The sequence below is a fragment of the Frankia sp. AiPa1 genome, assembly GCF_023243075.1.
Lineage (GTDB): Bacteria > Actinomycetota > Actinomycetes > Frankiales > Frankiaceae > Frankia.
Window position 1 is genome coordinate 1 of record NZ_JALKFZ020000096.1, and the last position, 18224, is coordinate 18224.

The 18224-nt window shown below is 72.6% G+C and carries 10 protein-coding genes; 1 reads left to right on the top strand and 9 read right to left on the bottom strand.

The genetic code is table 11. The features are described 5' to 3' along the window. The 4 genes from MXD95_RS07990 to MXD95_RS08005 form a co-directional block, all read right to left on the bottom strand. Positions 1-2612: tetratricopeptide repeat protein (locus tag MXD95_RS07990; RefSeq protein ID WP_250639903.1), on the bottom strand; the 2612-nt coding region annotated here is incomplete at its 3' end. A 43-nt stretch (positions 2613-2655) separates the two neighbouring features. Further along, the gene (locus tag MXD95_RS07995; protein ID WP_250639904.1) at positions 2656-2952 is read right to left on the bottom strand and encodes a trypco2 family protein; all 297 of its coding nucleotides are present in this window, start codon (positions 2950-2952) and stop codon (positions 2656-2658) included. A 300-nt stretch (positions 2953-3252) separates the two neighbouring features. Continuing rightward, a complete protein-coding gene (locus MXD95_RS08000) occupies positions 3253-5007 on the bottom strand; it encodes a serine/threonine-protein kinase (RefSeq protein WP_250639905.1) in 1755 nt (584 codons plus the stop codon). 424 nt (positions 5008-5431) lie between these two features. Then, positions 5432-7381 (bottom strand): protein kinase domain-containing protein, encoded by a 1950-nt coding sequence (locus tag MXD95_RS08005; protein ID WP_250639906.1) that lies wholly within the window; start codon positions 7379-7381, stop codon positions 5432-5434. Positions 7382-8029: 648 nt separating this feature from the next. Here MXD95_RS08005 and ppk2 point away from each other — a divergent pair. After that, the gene (ppk2, locus tag MXD95_RS08010; RefSeq protein ID WP_250639907.1) at positions 8030-9049 is read left to right on the top strand and encodes a polyphosphate kinase 2; all 1020 of its coding nucleotides are present in this window, start codon (positions 8030-8032) and stop codon (positions 9047-9049) included. Between the two features lie 35 nt (positions 9050-9084). Here the strand turns inward: ppk2 and MXD95_RS08015 are convergent, their stop codons facing one another. From MXD95_RS08015 to MXD95_RS08035, 5 genes are all read right to left on the bottom strand, one after another. Then, positions 9085-10554, bottom strand: a complete 1470-nt coding sequence (locus tag MXD95_RS08015; protein ID WP_250639908.1) for a class I SAM-dependent methyltransferase — start codon at positions 10552-10554, stop codon at positions 9085-9087. Positions 10555-11041: 487 nt separating this feature from the next. Continuing rightward, entirely contained in the window at positions 11042-14575 is a 3534-nt protein-coding gene (gene dnaE / locus MXD95_RS08020; RefSeq protein ID WP_250639909.1) for a DNA polymerase III subunit alpha, read from the bottom strand. A gap of 307 nt (positions 14576-14882) precedes the next feature. Beyond that, positions 14883-16478 (bottom strand): pyridoxal phosphate-dependent decarboxylase family protein, encoded by a 1596-nt coding sequence (locus tag MXD95_RS08025; RefSeq protein WP_250639910.1) that lies wholly within the window; start codon positions 16476-16478, stop codon positions 14883-14885. 95 nt (positions 16479-16573) lie between these two features. After that, a complete protein-coding gene (locus MXD95_RS08030) occupies positions 16574-17605 on the bottom strand; it encodes an alpha/beta fold hydrolase (protein WP_250639911.1) in 1032 nt (343 codons plus the stop codon). A gap of 233 nt (positions 17606-17838) precedes the next feature. Continuing rightward, positions 17839-18006 carry a hypothetical protein gene (locus MXD95_RS08035; RefSeq protein ID WP_250639912.1) on the bottom strand — a complete coding sequence of 56 codons (168 nt, stop codon included), beginning with the start codon at positions 18004-18006 and terminating at the stop codon, positions 17839-17841. Positions 18007-18224 lie beyond the last annotated feature (218 nt).

Genomic DNA, 18224 nt, shown 5'->3' on the forward strand with positions numbered 1-18224 from the left:
TAGGTGTCGGGCCGGTCGGCGGCCAGCCGGCGGCGGATCGTGATGGCTTCCTCGATCGCGGCCAGGGCCTGCTCCGGGCGCCCCACAGCCCCCAACTGGTTCGACTGGTTGTTCAGCGACGTGGCGAGGTCGGGGAGGTAGGTGTCGGGCCGGTCGGCGGCCAGCCGGCGGTAGAGCGCGGCGGCTTCCTCGATCGCGGCCAGGGCCTGCTCCGGACGCCCCACATCCCCCAACCGGATCGACTGGTTGTTCAGCGACGTGGCGAGGTCGGGGAGGTAGGTGTCGGGCCGGTCGGCGGCCAGCCGGCGGCAGAGCGTGACAGCTTCCTCGATCGCGGCCAGGGCCTGCTCCGGACGCCCCAGATCCCCCAACCGGATCGACAGGCTGTTCAACGATCCGGCGAGGTCGGGGAGGTAGGCGTCGGGGATGGTGCGTCGTCGGGGTAAGGCCCATCGGCGGGCTGGGGGTAGGCCCGGGGTGTGGTCGCGGAGACGGGTGGTGTGGGCCTGCTGCACGACAGCGGCCAGTTCCAGCAGCCGGTGACTGTACTGGGGGAGACCGCCGGTCATGGTGGTGAGAGTGGGTAGATCCAGTCGCGGCGCCAGGGCGGTCAGGGCGTGGGCGGTGGGGGTGTGGTCGGCCGCTTCGAGGGTGACCTGGAGTGCGACCGGGGCGCGGGCGGGCGGATCAGCGGCGAGGAGCGCGGGCAGCAGGCCACTGAGGCTGGGATGTGCGGGTGCGGCCCGGTTGAGCACGGTCAACGCCTGGTAGATCTGCGCCCGGGAAGCACCGGTGAGAACCCGGAAGGCAACACCGGCGGTGTCGGTCGGGTCGGTGAGGTGGTGGGCGAGGAAGTGTTCCGCGAGCCGGTCCGGGCTGATCCCACCCCACACCTGCCCGCCGTGGCCGGGTGGCGGCGGGTAGAGCCCTGCCAGCCACCGCACCACCCGCCCCCGTAGATCATGAGCTTCGCCGTCGTCACCCGCGAAACCCGCGAGACGAGCAAGGGTCGCGGTGGCCTCGCGCACGTCCTGGGCGCCGCACAGGGTCGCGATAGCGATGGCCTGTTCCAGACTGTCCGCGGACCGGGTGATGCCCCGGGTCCGGGCGGTGTCGGTCCAGTAGGTCCTCTCGTGGCGCAGAAGCCGGTCCGCGACCTCGGCCGGTGATCCACCCGGGCGGGTGTCGGGCTGGTCGAGGAGCGCGGTCAACGCGGCCATGTGCACTGCCAGGACCAGCCCGAACCCGGGATCGGACAGGTCCGGTATCCCGCCTTGGACGCGCTCTGCCCGTGCGGTCCAGTCCACCGTGGGATCAAGATCTGTGAGCCGGTGGGCGAACGTGCCGGCCGCGTCGGTGAACAGGCGTGTCCGGTCGGGTCCGCTGGTCTCCACCGCCGGCAGGGTGAGGGTCTGTCCGTCGTCGGCGAGGGGATGGCGGCTGGTGAGATCGTCCCACCAGTCCCCACCCCCGCGGGCGACCAGCAGCAGCCGCACCCGGATGCGGCTGGATCGTTCTTCCAGGATGCTCAGGAGGGTGCTGGTGAGATCGGTGTGGGTTTCGGCGTAGTCCACCACCAGCAGCACCGGCCGCGTCTGCCCGGCCAGTCGCCCCACCAGCCCAACACCATCGGGGCGGACGAGTCCGGCCAGCCAGCCCGCCTCGCGCATGCGTGCGCTCAGGGCGCGGGCGAAACGGGTCTTGCCCTGCCCGCCCGGACCGACCAGCAGCCGCACCGCGCTGTCCGCCGCCCCGGTGCACCAGTCGGTGAACTCGGTGAGGAGCGCATCCCGGCCGTGGAGGTCGACGATTTCAGCGTCGGCCCGGAGGAACTGCGCCGGCGTGCGGGGCACGGTGACCGTCGGCGGGCTGATCAGTCCGGCGAGTTCGACCGATTCCCAGTCGACGGGCCCACCCTCGGCGCGGATCAGGTCCCGGAACCTCGGATCGTCCAACAGCCGGCGGACCGGCACCGCACTCAGCCGGCCCTCACCGAACCCGGGGGTGTCCACCACGATCACGGCGGTCGCGAACCACACAGGCGCGGGGCCGGTGGGGTCAGCGCACGCGTGGAGCACCGCCCCGGACATACCGGACCAGGGCAACGGTTCGTCGTCCGCGGTGGGCGCAAGCGGCGGATGGTCCTTGACGTTGATGTCGTAGCGGCCGGTGACCAGCCCGCCCAGCGGGTTCACCTGCCCGGTCAGATGGTTGGTCTCCCGCGCGCCGTCGTCGCCACGGAGCACCCGGGGGAAACCGACCGCCTCACCGGCGATCCCACCGGCACGGCCGGTCAGCGCACCCCAGCGCAACCGGTCCACCCGCGGCGGTATCCACCCCGGATCATCGATGCGGATCAGTGCCGCGTCGGGCGCGGTGCCGCCGGAACCGTCCCAGCGCTCAGGCCACACCACCCGACCCGACGTGCCCGCCCGGCCGGTCTCACCCACCCCGACCGTCAACCCCACCCGCGCCGACGCCACCGGCCCCTCGGGGAACACGACATGCGCGGCGGTCAGGACCAGCCGCCGGGTGATCAGCAGACCCGACCCCACCCGCGTGCGCCCATCGGCCCGCACCGCGCGGATCTCCACGACCTGCCCCGGGGGCACCGGACCCGCCACACCCACCCCCGACCCCACCACGGTGATCGGACTACTCGTCGTCGCCGATCAACGGCGAACGGCCCGTCGCCGGATCGACCGGCTGCAAACGGACGGTCAACCGATGGGTAGAAGTCGAGGAACGTTCACCCGACGCGCCGATCGACACCACCCCGATCCGCACCCCACCCTCCGCCTTACCACCGGTATGAACCTCCACATTCAGGTCCAGCTCCACCGGCTCCACCGTGAACCGGACCGGGGCACCCACCCCCGCGGCCATCGCCACGGTCAACTCCGCCCGCACCGCACCGATCGCGTCCGCCAACCCCACCCACGGTTTGTCCACCACGACGATCCCCCGATCAGCAGCACCACCCGGATAGTGCCCACAGTAACCGGAACATGCCACAAACCAACCAGGAACCCCCACCCGCACCGCCACCCGACCCTCCACCCCTCGACCCCCCAGGCATGGGCCGATCACACGAAAGACCAGGTCAACGACCTATACGAACGCGGGGCTGCCAGACCGATCTGCCACCCACAACGACCTGTGTAGGCGGATCTTGCCCGGCGACTGACCGCTCGTTGCGACGAACATGGGATGTGGGCGCGTCCTGCCGGATGGAGAAGGCCAGCGACGGTGTCAGCAGGCGGGCGGTGTGCCCCCGCCGGGGCCGTTCGGGTTGGCCGTGGGACAGGTGGTGGGGGACGCCCCGGCCGTGGTCTCCGCGGACGGGCTCGCCTCGACGGTGGGGGATGCCCCGGCCGACGGCGGGGGTAGCCGCGACGGCGACGGACTGGTGCTCACGCGTGGGCTCGGTGCCGTGGTCTCGGCCGGGTCGTTGGTGGCGGACGGCTGGGGGCTGGTGCCGTCCGACGGGGATGGACGGCTGCGCGTGGGCGAAGGCGGGCCACCGCGCGTCCTGCCCGGGCCGCGCGGGTCGGTGTGGCCGGGGCCGGAGAGGCCGCCCGGGTCGGGCATCTGGTCGCCCTGGGCGGGCGGCTGGGTCGGGCCGACCCGCGGACCGGAACCGCCCCCGGCGGCGAGCACGAGGACGACGCTGACCAGCACGAGGATCAGCAGCGCGGCGCTGGCGAGTGGCGCCGCCCGCCGCCAGGGCATCGGCAGCCAGCCGAACAGCGCATCGAGACGCCCGGCGGCCGGACCAACCCCCTGCCGCGACCTGACCCCATGGTGCGGCGCGGGCGTGGACCCCTGCACCGACCCGCGCCCACCGGTCGCACGCGCGTTGCCGGCCTTCAGCCGCGGCTCGCCGGCCATCGGACGCGGGTCGCCAGCCATCGGACGCGGGTCGCCAGCCGCCGGACGCGGGTCGGCGGCCACCAGGGCGGTGGCGCCATCGTGGCGCGGATCCGTCTGGCCGGGCCGGCGCGGCACCGGGACCGTTGTGATCGAGGGGTCGTCGACCGGTGGCGGCGTCGGACGCAGCACCAGCGGATGGGTCGGCTGGTCGGGCCGGTCGGGGTCGAGCGCCGACGCGGGGTCGCCCGACGCGCTCAGGGGCGGGCGGGCCTGCCAGGGGGTCAGGGCCAGAGCCGCGGCCCGATCGGCATCCGCCGGCGTGCGCACCTTGGGGTCGGCGACGAGGAGACGCACGAGGTCGGCCGCGCTCGGCCGCTCCTGCGGATGGCGGGCCAGCGCTGCCCGGACCAGCCCGACCAGGGCGTCCGGCACCCCGGCAAGATCGGGTGGCGGCTCCTCGCGGCTGCGGTTCAGGACGTCCGACTCCTCCGAGGCGAACGGCGGGCGCCCGGTGGCCGCATAGGTCACGCAGGCTCCCCAGGCGAAGACGTCCGCCGACGGGCCCGCGCGCTCCCCGCGCAGCTGCTCGGGTGCCATCCAGGCCAGGGTGCCGATGAGAATCCCGGTGCGGGTGTGGCTGGGCGTGCCGGTGGCGCGGGCGATGCCGAAGTCGATGACCTTCGGGCCGTCCCAGGCCAACAGGATGTTCGACGGTTTGAGATCACGGTGCACGACACCGACGGCGTGGATCGCGATCAGGGCGTCGGCGAGCCCCACGCTGAACCCGTGCAGCAGGCGTTCCTCCATGCAGCCGTGGCGCAGGACGGCGTCGGCGAGGCTGGTGCCCTCGACGTACTCGGTGGCAAGCCATGGGGAGGCCGCGTCCGGGTCGGCGTCGACCACCGCGGCGACCGCGCGTCCGTGCACGCGGCGAGCAGCGGTGACCTCGCGGCGAAACCGCGCCCGGAACTCGGGGTCGTCGGCGAACCGGGCATCGGGGACCTTGACCGCGGCCGCCCGCCCCTCGGCGTTGAACCCCAGATAGACGGTGCCCATGCCGCCGGCGCCGATCCGGTTCTGGATGGTGAAGGGGCCGATCCGGCGCGGGTCGCCGTTGACCAGAGGCGTCAGCACGGGACCGGCCTCCGACCCGCCCGGATTCGGCCGGCATCCCGCCGCCGGCCGTCCGACGCGGACCGCCCGAGCCGCGCCGACCGCCCGCCCTGCGCCGAAATGGTCGCTCCTCCGATCACGCTCTCCCACGGGCAGCCCAGCCGCGAGCGGACCGGCCGTGGCGGCCTGAAAACGCCGGCCGCCGCGCCGCGAATCCCCCGCCCAGGGCCGCCGCAACTCGGTCGATGCGACCCCGGGCCACGGCAACCGCCGTGACAACATTGCCCGGCCCGTCCCTGCGGCAGTGCCGACGACCATGCTGCCAGAGACGGTAGCGCGTGCGTCCGACCGGTTCAGCCCAGCCGGTCCCGGTGGGCGCGTCGCCCGCCTGTTCGGCTGATCGTCGCGTTGCCGCCTGGGCGGTGGGTCCGGCAGCTACCGGCAGCTACCGGCGGCTGCCCGCGGCGTTCGGGTCGTTCGGCGGGATGGGGTCCTGAGCGGTGAAGGTCGTCCCCGACCAGACGAAGCGTACGTCGGCATGCCCGGACGGCGCACCGGGAGGATCCTGCGGGTTGTAGGTGTCGTAACGCAGGGTGACCTCATGATCGTTCGGTTGGCGGACGAGCGTGATGTGGGCGCTCGGCGCCTTCGTGTCGGTGCCGCGGAACTGCCCGTCAGCGAAGACGAACGCCAGCTGCTGGGGGTTGCCCCCGGACGGCTGGCCGGTGCCGACCACGACGTTGAGTCGGCGGTCCTCCTGGTAGGTGCTCAGATCCGGCTGGTAGCCCCTGCCGGTGATGACCGAGGCCGCGGCGTCGGTGGACAGCGTCGTCGGAGTCGGCGAAGGAGTCTGGGTCGGGGTCTGGCTGGCGGTGGGAGTGGCCGGCGACGGCGTGCTCGGCGCGGTGGCGCCGGCGGACGGCGGGCTCGGCGCCGTGCCACCGCCCGGGCTCGGGTTGACTGTGCCCGTCCCCGCCGGGCCCGTCCCCACCGTGGCCGTGCTCCCGCCGTCCCCGCCACTGCCGCCGCCATCGTGGTCGCGCAGGGCGAGCGCCGCGGCGATGCCGCCGCCGAGCAGCAGCACCGCCACGAGAACGGCCGCGATGACCGCACCTCGACGTCCGGACGAGCCCCCGGGACGGCCGGCGCCGTGCCCGGGCGGCGGTCCATACCCGCCGGGGCCGCCCGCGTACTGCTCCGCGTAGGGGCGGCTGCCTGGTCCGGGTGGGCCATAACCGCCTCCGGTGTAGCCGGCGCCGGGACCGGAGGGGGTACGAGTGGCGCCGGCGCCAGGACCGCTGGTCCGGTAGCCGCGGTTGTCATACCGCCCCTCGTCATAGCCACGGCTGTCCTGGGCGCGGTCGTCATAGCCACGGCTGTCCTGGGCGCGGTCGTCATAGCCGGCCGGGTAGCCCCGGTCCGCACCCGGCTGGGCGCCGTATTCGGCGCCGCCGTGTCCCTGGCCGCCCGGCCCGCCGGGCCCGGTGGCGAAACCGGCCGGCGGCGGGCCCTGGGGCGGGGTCGGCGGCAGCGACCAGATCTGGGCGAGGGCGGTCTCGCTCGCGTCGTCCGCGTCGCCGACGGCACCCACGTCCCGCCCCAGCAGCCTGGCCAGCAGCCCGGCCGCGCTTGGGCGGGCCTCGGGCTCCTTCGCCAATGCGTCACGCACGGGCCCGACCAGCGCGGCGGGCAGGCCGTCCAGGTCGGGTTCGGCGGTGAGGATCTGCATGCCGACGGCTTCGGCGCGCTCGCCGCGAAACGGCGGCCGGCCGGCGGCGGCGAACGCCACGCACGCACCCCAGGCGAAGATGTCGGCGGCGGCTCCGGCGCGCTCGCCGCGCAGCTGTTCCGGGGCCATCCAGACCAGGGTGCCGATGAGCATGCCGGTGCGGGTGTGGCTGGTGCTGTCCGCGGCCAGCGCGATGCCGAAGTCGATGACCTTGGGGCCGTCCCAGGCCAGCAGGATGTTCGCGGGCTTGAGGTCGCGGTGCACGACCCCGGCCTCGTGGATGGCGACCAGCGCGTCGGCCAGGCCGATCGCGAGGCCGCGGACGAGATGCTCGTCCAGGCGGCCGCGGGTCGCCACCGCGTCGGCGAGGCTGCGTCCCTCGACGTACTCGGTGGCCATCCACGGGCGTTGCCCGGTCAGGTCGGCGTCGAACACGGCCGCCACGGTGGTGCCGCGGACCCGCCGCGCGGCCGCGACCTCCTGGCGAAAGCGGGCGCGGAACTCGGGATTGTCGGCGAGGCCCGTCGACGGGACCTTCACCGCGGCCGGCTTGCCGTCCGCGCCGAAACCGAGGTAGACGACCCCCATCCCCCCGGCGCCGATCCGGTTCGCCAGCCGGAAGGGGCCGATCCGCTGCGGATCGTCCGACGTCAGGGGGGTCAGCACACCTGTTCCTCTGCTTGGGCACCCCGCCGGCGGGCGGAGGGTGCGACGGTCGGCGGGACACTCGGCCAGGGCGGCGGGTTCGCCCGAGGGCCACGTTCCCGCGGGAGCCACGCTCGCCCGGGAAGCGATCGGTACCCGGGACGTCGCGCCCGCCCCTGGAGCGCGGCCAGCCCGGAGGGTCACGCTTGAACGGGAAAACCGGACGGCAGAACCAGCCGGGCAGATCGCCCGGCAGGCCCGAGGTGATCGCCCGGGGAGAATTGTGGCGCAGTGCCGTCGCCACTCCCATCCGCCCGTGCCGCTCTCACCGTCTGTTGAGTTAACATTGGCTTTATGTGATTGTCTCGCGTGGGGTGTTGTGACACTTCTCAGGCACTTCCCCGACGGATGGTCGCAGTAACGCGCCGCATCCGCACGAACAGCCCGGCGACGCGTACCGGGTACACCCCCCTGCGGGGGGAGATCCCCGAGGTCAGCCGCCGGCGGACGTGGGGTGCGGGGCGGTGGGCCGGCACGTCATCCGGCGTTCGTCTGCGCGTCAACTGGCATCCTGTCCGGTTCCGTACGGTTGGCCGCCCGGGCTGTGCACGTCCGCGCGTGTCCGCGCGTTTCCGTACGGCCGTGTGTCCGTACGACAGGGAGGCCAGCGTGACCGAGGTCGAACGGGTGATCCCCAAGGGAGCCGACGGTCGGGTCGCGCCCCTGTCCCATGGCGGCGGCCTGGGCGGCTGGCTGGGTGCCGCGGGCCTCGCCGAACGGGTCGAGGCGCAGGCGGAGCAGCTCTCCGGTCTACGGGTCCGCGACGAGGACGACGACGAGGCGACCCTGCTGCGCCCGGACGGAACGCCGGTCGACACCTGGCGGGAGAACTACCCCTACGACGACCGGGTGCACCGGGCCGACTACGAGCGGGCCAAGCGGCTCCTGCAGATCGAGCTGCTGAAGCTGCAGTACTGGGTCAAGGAGACCGGGCAGCGCCTCGTGCTGGTCTTCGAGGGCCGCGACGCCGCGGGCAAGGGCGGGACCATCAAACGGTTCCTCGAGCACCTCAACCCCCGGGGCGCGCGGGTCGTCGCGCTGGAGAAGCCCTCTCCGCGGGAGCGCGACTCCTGGTACTTCCAGCGGTACGTCCAGCACCTGCCGGCGGCCGGCGAGATCGTCCTGTTCGACCGTTCCTGGTACAACCGGGCCGGCGTCGAACGGGTGATGGGCTTCTGCTCCCCGGAGGAGTACAGCGAGTTCCTGCGCCAGGCGCCCGAGCTGGAACGGATGTGGACCCGCAGCGGGTTCGTCATCATCAAGCTGTGGTTCTCCGTGTCGCGGCACGAGCAGCAGACCCGGTTCATCGTGCGCCGGATCGACCCGGTACGGCAGTGGAAGCTCAGCCCCATGGACCTCGCCGCGCTGGACCGCTGGGACGACTACACCGACGCCAAGGAGTCGATGTTCTTCTACACCGACACGGTCGAGGCCCCGTGGACGGTGGTGAAGAGCAACGACAAGAAGCGGGCCCGGCTCGAGGCCATGCGCCACGTCCTGCACCGACTGGACTACACCGGCAAGGATCTGGACATCGTCGGCGTCCCCGACCCGCTCATCGTCGGCCCCGCCGCGAACCTGCTCGAGACCGGTGAGAAGGCCGACCGCACCTTCCCCACCCTGCACTGAGCACCGGTCGCCGGATGCTCCGGCCGGTGTGCGGCCTAGCCGTCGCCGGTGGGGAAGGGGGGCTCGGGCGTGGCGGGAGACTCATAGCGCGGGCGCAGGGGCTGGCCGGAGCGACCATGGTCGGGCCGCACGGCCAGGGTCTGGTGGATCTGGCTGCGGCCGGACTCGAAGCTCAGGGCCGAGCCCGCCATGTACAGCCGCCAGACCCGGGCCCGTCCCGGGCCGACCATCGCGACAGCGGCGTCCCAGTTCTCCTCCAGCCGGCGCACCCACGCGCGCAGGGTCAGCCCGTAGTGCTCCCGTAGGTTCTCGACGTGCCGTACCTCGAAGCCGGCGGCCTGGGTCAGCGTGGTCATGACGCCGATCTCGTGCAGCTCGCCGTCGGGGAAGACATACCGCCGCAGGAAGTCCGGACCGGCCGGCAACGGCACCGGCCCGAGATGGGGACCGCCGCGCTGCGCGCCCGCCGGGTCGCCGGGGAACGAGATCCCATGGTTGAGCAGCCGGCCCCCCGGGACCAGCAACCCGTACAGGTTCGCGAAGTAGGTCGGCAGCATCGCCCGGCCGACGTGTTCGACCATGCCGACCGAGCTGATGGCGTCGAACGGGCCGTCGAGGATCTCCCGATAGTCCTGCAACCGGATCTCGATGGCGTCGGACAGACCCGCCTCGGCGATCCGACGCCGGGCGAGCGCGGCCTGCTCCACGGAGATCGTCACCCCCACCCCGCGCACCCCGTGGTGCCGGGCGGCGTGCAGGAGCATGCTGCCCCAGCCGCAGCCCACGTCGAGTAGCCGCTCGCCGGGGCGCAGCCCGAGTTTGCGGCAGACCAGCTCGTGCTTGGCGGTCTGAGCGGCGTCCAGGGCGGCGTCGGGCGACTCCCAGACCGCACAGGAGTAGGTCATCGTCGGACCGAGGATGAGCCGGTAGAAGTCGTTGGACACGTCGTAGTGGTGGGAGATCGCGGCTGCGTCGCGGCGCGTGCTGTGCCGACGACCGTGCAGCCGCGCCTCCTCGGGCGGCGGCTCCGGTGGGCGGACGCCGAGTTCCCGCAGCAGGACGAGCGCAGCTGCCCGAGGCCCGCCGCCGGCGCCAGACAGACGCGAACGCGCTGTGTCGATGGCCTCGCGCACCGCGAGTGCCGCGAAGATGTCACCCTCGACGTCCAGGTCACCGGCGACGAACGCCCGGGCTAGACCGAGCTCGCCGGGACGGAACAGCACCCGGCGCAGCGCCTCCGGTGAGCGCACCACGATCCGGGTGGCGGTGTCCGGGCCGAGGGTCGAACCGTCCCACAGCCGCACCCGGACGGCCGGCTCGGCGCCGAGCAGCGTCGCGAGCAGCACCCGCGTGGCCGCCGCGATCCGTGGCGGCCAGGGAGCGTGCGCGCCCGACGCGGTGGCTCCAGGTGTGATCGGTGCCGGCGGTCCGGGCGTCGCCGGCGCCAGCCCACCCGTCCCCGACGAATCCGTGTCCGACGGACTCTGCTCACGGCTGATCGTCACAGCACACCCTCCGGTTCGCGTGCGCCGTCACCCCACGGGGCGCGCGGCCCACCGGATTCGCCCGGGCGGCTTTCGCGCGCTGTTCGAGGGTCGGGTGCGCCGCCGGGCCGTGAGCGTTCCGGTGGCGGGGCCTCCGGGGATGGCGTGGCGTCCGGGCGACGCCGCACACGTCGCCCCACGTCCCGGCGGCGCGCCGTGGTCCGTCAGGTTCCTGGGACGCGGTCGCACCTGGTTGTCTGGAGGCCATCGTCCCCCAGATCGGTCGTACTCGAACGGTGGCGGGTGTCGCATTGTGGTAGTCCCGCGGACGGGAATAAATCTTCCTTGGAGCGATCTGTGTTGCCGCAGGTCAGAGGAAACCGAGGGCCGGCTGCCCGGCCGCCCTACCGCCCTACCGCCCGGCCGCCTTACCGCCTGGCCGCCAGCCAGGGCGCGGGGGGACGGTCGCGCCAGCATCACAGGTCGGGCCAGGACCTGCGGGTGTGGGTCAGGCGACGGCGGAGGCGCCGAGCAGGGCCTTGAGGTCGCCCATGAGCGCGGGGGTGCGCTGGACCTTGTACGCGTCGTCGAGGCGCAGCAGCGTGACCCGGGCCGGGGTCTGCAACCGCAGGTGCACCTCGGTCGTGCCGGGGTGGGTGCCGAGCACCTCGCGGAGTCGCTCGACCGTCGGGGGGTTCACCCGCGATGCCGGCATCGTGATCACCACCGGCGGGCTGAGCGCGTGCTCGCTGAGGTCGGGCACGCTCAGCTCGGAGGCGATCAGTCGCGGGGCGTCCTCCCGCTTGTCCAGGCGGCCCTTGACGATGACGACCGTGTCCTCGGCCAGCTGGGTCGCACACGTCTCGTAGGTCTGCGGGAAGAACATCACCTCGAGCCCGCCCTCGAGGTCCTCAATGGTGGTCAGTGCCCACAGCTTGCCCTGCTTGGTGACCTTGCGCTGCAGGCTGGAGATGATCCCGCCGATGGTGACGGTGGACCCGTCGGCGTACTCGCCGCCGGTGAGGGAGGCAATGCCGCAGTCGGCCTTCGCCGCGAGCACATGCTCGACGTCGCGCAGCGGATGGTCCGACACGTACAGGCCGAGCATCTCGCGCTCGTGGGAGAGCTTGACCGCCTTGTCCCACTCCTGGTCGGAGAACTCCTGGACGCCGAAAAGGGGGCCCGCCTCCGGGTCGCCCTCGTCGTCGAGGGCGAACAGGTCGAACTGGCCCTCGGCATTCTTCTTCTTCACGCCCATGACCGCGTCGACGGCCTGCTCGTGCCGCTCGACCAGGCCTCGGCGGGTGTGGCCGAGGGCGTCGAACGCCCCAGCCTTGATCAGCGACTCGATGGTGCGCTTGTTGCAGACGACCGCGTCGACCTTGTCGAGGAAGTCGGGGAACGAGGTGAACGGGGTCTTGGCCATGCGGGTTCGGACGATCGATTCGACGACGTTGATCCCGACATTACGGACGGCTGCCAGACCCACCCGGATCTCGGTCGATCCGTGTGCGGTGTAGTCGGCATTGGAGCTGTTGACGTCCGGCGGCAGCACCCGGATTCCCATCCGCCGGCACTCGTTGAGGTAGATGGCGGACTTGTCCTTGTCGTCGCGCACCGAGGTGAGCAGCGCCGCCATGTACTCGGCCGGATAGTTGGCCTTGAGATAGGCCGTCCAGTACGACACCAGGCCGTAGCCGGCGGTGTGCGCCTTGTTGAACGCGTAGTCCGAGAACGGGACGAGGATGTCCCAGAGCGTCTTGACGGCCGCATCCGAGTAGCCGCTGTTCTTCATCCCGTCGGAGAAGGGGACGAACTCCTTGTCGAGGATCTCCTTCTTCTTCTTGCCCATCGCCCGGCGCAGCAGGTCCGCGCCGCCGAGCGAATAGCCGGCGACGCGCTGCGCGATCGCCATGACCTGCTCCTGGTAGACGATCAGGCCGTGGGTGGTGTCGAGAATGTCGGCGAGCGGTTCGGAGAGCTCCGGGTGGATCGGGGTGATGTCCTGCTGACCGTTCTTGCGCAGCGCGTAGTTGATGTGCGAGTTCGCGCCCATCGGGCCCGGCCGGTAGAGCGCGAGCACGGCGGAGATGTCCTCGAAGTTGTCCGGGCGCATCATCCGCAGCAGGGAGCGCATCGGACCGCCGTCGAGCTGGAACACGCCCAGGGTGTCGCCGCGGGCGAGCAGCTCGTAGCTGGCCGGGTCGTCCAGACTCAGGCCCAGCAGATCGATCTTGATGCCGCGGTTGGCCTCGACGTTGCGCACCGCGTCGTCCATGACGGTCAGGTTGCGCAGGCCCAGGAAGTCCATCTTCAGCAGGCCGAGCGTCTCACACGTCGGGTAGTCGAACTGCGTGATGATCGCGCCGTCGGCGTCGCGCCGCCACACCGGAATGTGGTCGATGATCGGCTCGGCGGACATGATGACGCCGGCCGCGTGCACCCCGGCCTGGCGGATCAGCCCCTCGATGCCCTTCGCCGTGTCGATGACCTTGCGCACGTCACCGTCGGACTCGTACAGCCCGCGGATCTCCCCGGCCTCGCTGAACCGGGGGTGCTTCTCGTCGAAGATGCCGCCGAGCGGAATGTCCTTGCCCATCACGGCCGGCGGCATCGCCTTGGTGATCCGGTCGCCGAGCGCGTACGGGTAGCCGAGCACCCGGGACGAGTCCTTGATCGCGGCCTTGGCCTTGATGGTGCCGTAGGTGACGATCTGGGCGATGCGGTCCTCGCCCCAGCGCTCGGTGACGTAGCGGATCACGTCACCGCGGCGACGTTCGTCGAAGTCGATGTCGATGTCGGGCATGGACACGCGCTCGGGGTTGAGGAACCGCTCGAACAGCAGGGAGTGGGGAATCGGGTCGAGGTCGGTGATGCCGAGCGCGAAGGCGACCATCGACCCCGCGGCACTGCCGCGCCCGGGACCCACCGGGATGCCCTGGTCCTTGGCCCACATGATGAAGTCCGCGACCACGAGGAAGTAGGACGGGAACCCCATCTGCAGGATGATCCGGATCTCGTACTCGACCCGCTCGCGGTGCTCCTGGTCGAACCCGCCCGGGAAGCGGCGCTCCATGCCGAGCCAGGTCTCCTTGCGAAACCAGCTCTCCTCGGTCTCGCCGTCCGGCACCGGGAAGCGCGGCATCAGGTTGCGCTTCTCGAACATGCCGGTCGGGTCGACCCGCTCGGCGATCATCAGCGTCGTCTCGCAGCCCTCCCGCCACACGTCCGAGCCGTCGATGGCGTACATCTCCTCGGCGCTCTTGAGGTAGTAGCCCGAGCCCTCGAACTGGAAGGTCGGGTTGGCCACCGTCGAGGCGGTCTGCACACACAGCAGCGCCGAATGGGCGTCACGCTCGGACTCGTAGGTGTAGTGCGAGTCGTTGGTGACGACGAAGCGCATGTCCAGGCGGCGGGCGATGTCGATGAGCCCGTCGCGGACCCGGCGCTCGATGTCGAGCCCGTGGTCCATGATCTCGCAGAAGTAGTTCTCCCGGCCGAAGATCTCCTGGAAGGTGGCCGCGGCCGCCAGCGCCTCGTCGAACTGCCCCAGCCGCAGCCGGGTCTGGACGATGCCCGACGGGCAGCCCGTCGTCGCCATGAGACCCTCGGAGTGCTCGGCGATGATCTCCTGGTCCATCCGCGGCCACTTGATGTAGTAGCCCTCCATGGACCCCCGCGAGTTGAGCCTGAACATGTTCTTCAGCCCGACCGCGTTGCGCGCCCACATGGTCATGTGGGTGATGGCGCCACCGCCGGAGACGTCGTCGCCCTTCTGGTGCGGCTCGCCCCAGCGCACCCGCTGCTTGAGCAGGCGCGACTGCGGGGCGACGTAGGCCTCACAGCCGATGATCGGCTTCACGCCGGCCGCGGTGGCCTGCTTGTGGAAGTCGTACGCGCCGTACATGTAGCCGTGGTCGGTGATCGCGACCGCCGGCATCCGCTGGCGGGACACCTCGGCGAACATGTCCTTCAGCCGGGCCGCCCCGTCCAGCATCGAGTACTCGGTGTGGACGTGCAGGTGGACGAAGGAGTTGGGCACGTCGTCGAACCCTTCCGCGCGCCGGGCACGCCGATCGAGACGAACGGCCGGCCCGGCCGGGCACCACGGCCCGCGCACCGAGCGGTGCGCCGGATGCGTGCGCCGCGGCGAGGATCGGCCGCATGTACGGGACTTGTCCCGGCAGCCTAGTCGCCCGCGGGCACCCCCGGACCGTGCCGGGGTCCGTGTCCCACGCCGGTCCCACCGCGCACGCGCCGCAGGTCACCGACCGTCCGGCCGGCGACTACGTGCCGAGACCGACCGGACCCCGTACATAAGGACCACGGACGCCACCTCGGCCACGCGGTTATTGCGCTCGGTCGCGGGACGGGACCACCCGCCCGGGCGGGTGGAGCGTGCGGCGGGCCTGGTCGACCGCGGCGGCGATCACGTCGACAGCCCGGTCCACGTCGGCCCGTGTCGTTGACCAGTTGCTGACCGACAGGCGCATCGCCGCCCGTCCCCGCCAGACCGTGCCGGTCAGGTAGGCCTCTCCGCCCGCCGTGACCGTCGTGGTCACCGCACGGGTGAGCCGGTCGCCGACCTCCCGCGGATCGACCGGATCGCCGCCTTCGGGGAGGCCGTCCTTCGCGACGCCGTCGTCCGATGGGCTGGCGAGCGGCTCGACGCGAAGCAGCACTTGGTTGAGAGGTACCGCATGGGTGGTGCCGCTGATGCCGATCAGGATGCCGGCGCCGCCCGGTGCGCCGGTGCCGCCGGGGTCGTCCACGTGGTGGGGGTCGTCCAGTCCGGCGCCGCCGCGGTTGGCCAGGCCGCCGGGGTCGACCGGAGCGCCCGAGTCGTCCACCGCGTTGAGTACCTGGACGCCGGGCACCTGGGCGAGCCGGGCGGCGGCGTGTCCGGCGAGGTCGCAGCAGCGGTCGACCAGATCGCGCAGCCCGGTGCGGCCCAACGAGCGTAGGGCGGCGTAGACGGCCAGGGCGCGGGCGCGGCGGCTGAACTCCGGGGTCCAGTCGACTGGGTCCAGCGCGCCGGCGCGGTCGGGGGGGAAATAGTCCGCCGGGGCGGTCATGGCCGCTCGGTGGGCCGCCCGGTCGGCGACGATCGCGATCCCGCAGTCGTAGGGCACGTTGAGCCACTTGTGGCCGTCGGTGGCCCACGAGTCGGCATCCGCCGCGCCGGCGACCAGGTGGCGTCGTCGCGCCGAGCCGGACACGGCCGCCCACAGTCCGAACGCGCCGTCGACGTGCACCCAGGCGCCGTACTCGCGGGCTAGGTCACAGATCCGCCGGAGTGGGTCGGCGGAGCCGGTGTTGATCTCCCCGGCCTGGGCGATGATGATCGTCGGCACCCCGCCGAGGGCGGCGAGAGCGGCGCGCAGGGCCTCGGGGCGCATCCGACCCAGCGCGTCGGCGGCGACGGGGACGATGCTGCGGCTGCCGAAGCCGAGCAGGCGCAGCGCGGCGTCGACCGTGGTGTGCCGGTCGGCGCCGGCGAGCACGCGTATCGGCGGGGCACCGATCAGGCCGAGGGCGGCCACATCCCAGCCGACGTCGGCGAGCACCCGGTGCCGGGCGGCGGCGAGCGCGGTCACGTGGGCCATCTGGGTTCCGGTGGTGAAGCCGACCGAGGCGTCCGCCGGCAGCCCGAGCAGTTGCCTCACCCAGCGTCCGGCGACCTGTTCGACGGCGCTCGCCGCGGGGGACAGTGAGGCGAGCGCCGCGTTCTGGTCCCAGACGACGGCCAGCAGATCGGCGGCGAGCGCCGCGGGCAGGGTTCCCCCGATGACGTAGCCGAAGAACCGCGGCGAGCCGGTGGCGGTCAGGCCGGCGCCGACCGCTTCGACGAGCGCGTCGACGACCGCGACCGGGTCGCTCGGGCCCTGCGGGAGCTCCTCGCCGAGGCGGGCCAGCACGTCGGCGGCGCTGTGCGCGGGACGCACCGGCCGGGTGGCGAGCTCGGCGAGCCAGGTGTCGGCGTGCCCCGCGGCGGCCCGCAGCGCCGCCCGCAGGTCCGCTGTGGGCTGGGCGGCGGTGTTCAGCTGCTCACCGCCCGGGTGGCGGGATGCGTCCGCGGAAGGCGGGCGCGGCTCGCCGCCGGGCGACCCTGCCGGGCAAGCCAGTCGGTGATGAGTGTGGCGGTGGTCCGCGGATCCTCGATCATCGGGATGTGGCCCAGGCCGTCGAGGATCTCCACCCGCCAGTCAGGCCGCCGACGGGCCGCCTGCCGGGCCACGGCCACCGGGACCAGCCGGTCCCCGGCGCCGTGCAGCAGCAGCGTCGGAGCGGCCACGGTCCGCTGGAAGCCGGTCAGCGGGGTGCGCCGGGCCATCGCCGTGACCACCGAGCGGGCCGCGGTGACGAACGCCGCGTCGGCTCCACGGGTCTCGCCCTGTTCCCGTTGGGCGCGTTCCATCATCGCGACGGTGTCCGGCGGGACCCGGCTCGGGTCGCCGCACAGCCGCGCCAGGCTCTCCTGGACCAGGTCGAGCGGGGAGCGGCGGGTGCGGCGGCGGGCCAGCAGGGTGGCGCCGAGCCCGGGCACGAACAACACGGCGAACATCGCCAGCGTGACCGGGTCGGGGTAGGCGCCGCGCGGCAGCGGCAGCGCGGGGTTGACCAGGACGAGCCCCGCGACCGAGTCCGGGTGCAGCCCGGCCTGCCGCAGACTGATCATCCCGCCCATCGAGTTGCCGACCAGGACGGGCGGCACGGCGAGCACCTCGGCGAGGAAACGGCCCAGCAGCCGCTGGTTCCCCCGGACGTCGCAGGGCCGGCCCGCTCCCGGGGTTCGCCCGTGGCCGGTGAGGTCCAGGGCCAGCACGCGGGCGGTGGGGGTCAGCAGCGGTGCCAGACGTAGCCAGTTGTGGTAGGAGCCGCCGAGTCCGTGCACGCAGACCAGCAGGGGGCCGTCCGCCGGGCCGCCGAAGTCGACGACGTGCACCGGCCCGCCGAGCTGTGCCCAGTAGGCCCGGTGGCCGTCCTCGGCCGGCGCGGTCGCGTCGAGCAGGGGGGCGCCGGGGGTGAGCAGGCCGGTCTCGGCCAGCGAGGATGCCGTGGGGCTGGTCATCCTCTGACGGTAGGACGCGCGGCCCGCTGATGTGGGCCCCGCGGGCACGCCGGGCGGCGGCGACGATCCGACGCCGCGCCTGCCCCGGCCCGGGAGAGGCGCGGTAACTAACGAACCATGACCACAATCACAAGCATATTTGATCTACGAACAGTTCAAGGAGCAGCGGTGACCGGCGCCGACGCGCTAACCCCGCCCTGAGGGACGGGGGTTGCGCGCTACGTTTTCGCGGGTCACAGCGACGGAGTCGCTCCGAGCCGCAGTCGCTTCGGGTTGGCAACGGGACCGAAGGCGATTCGGTCGACGTCGGTCTCCACGACCCGGGCGCTGTCCACGACGGCCTCCCGCGGGGTCGCCCCGGACAGACTCGAGGTCAGTGGGGCGGACTGCTCCTGCTCCACGCGCACACTCCTTTCCGTGATGCCGACACGTTTCCCTAAAACGGTATCCACGGGACGGCGTGCGCAAAGACCCCACGTGGTCCTGGTCACACCACTGATCCGGATGGTCGAGTTACCGCGTGTCCCTCGCCGCAGGTCACGGCACCCGCCGCGAGTCGTCCATCCTCGTCGCACCCGCCGGGCCGCCGGCGCTGCCACCTCCGTGGGGCCGGTGCCGT

Excerpts from the sequence above, each read along its gene's own strand:
- MXD95_RS08030 (WP_250639911.1), bottom strand. The coding sequence starts at position 17,605 with ATGACCAGCCCCACGGCATCCTCGCTGGCCGAGACCGGCCTGCTCACC.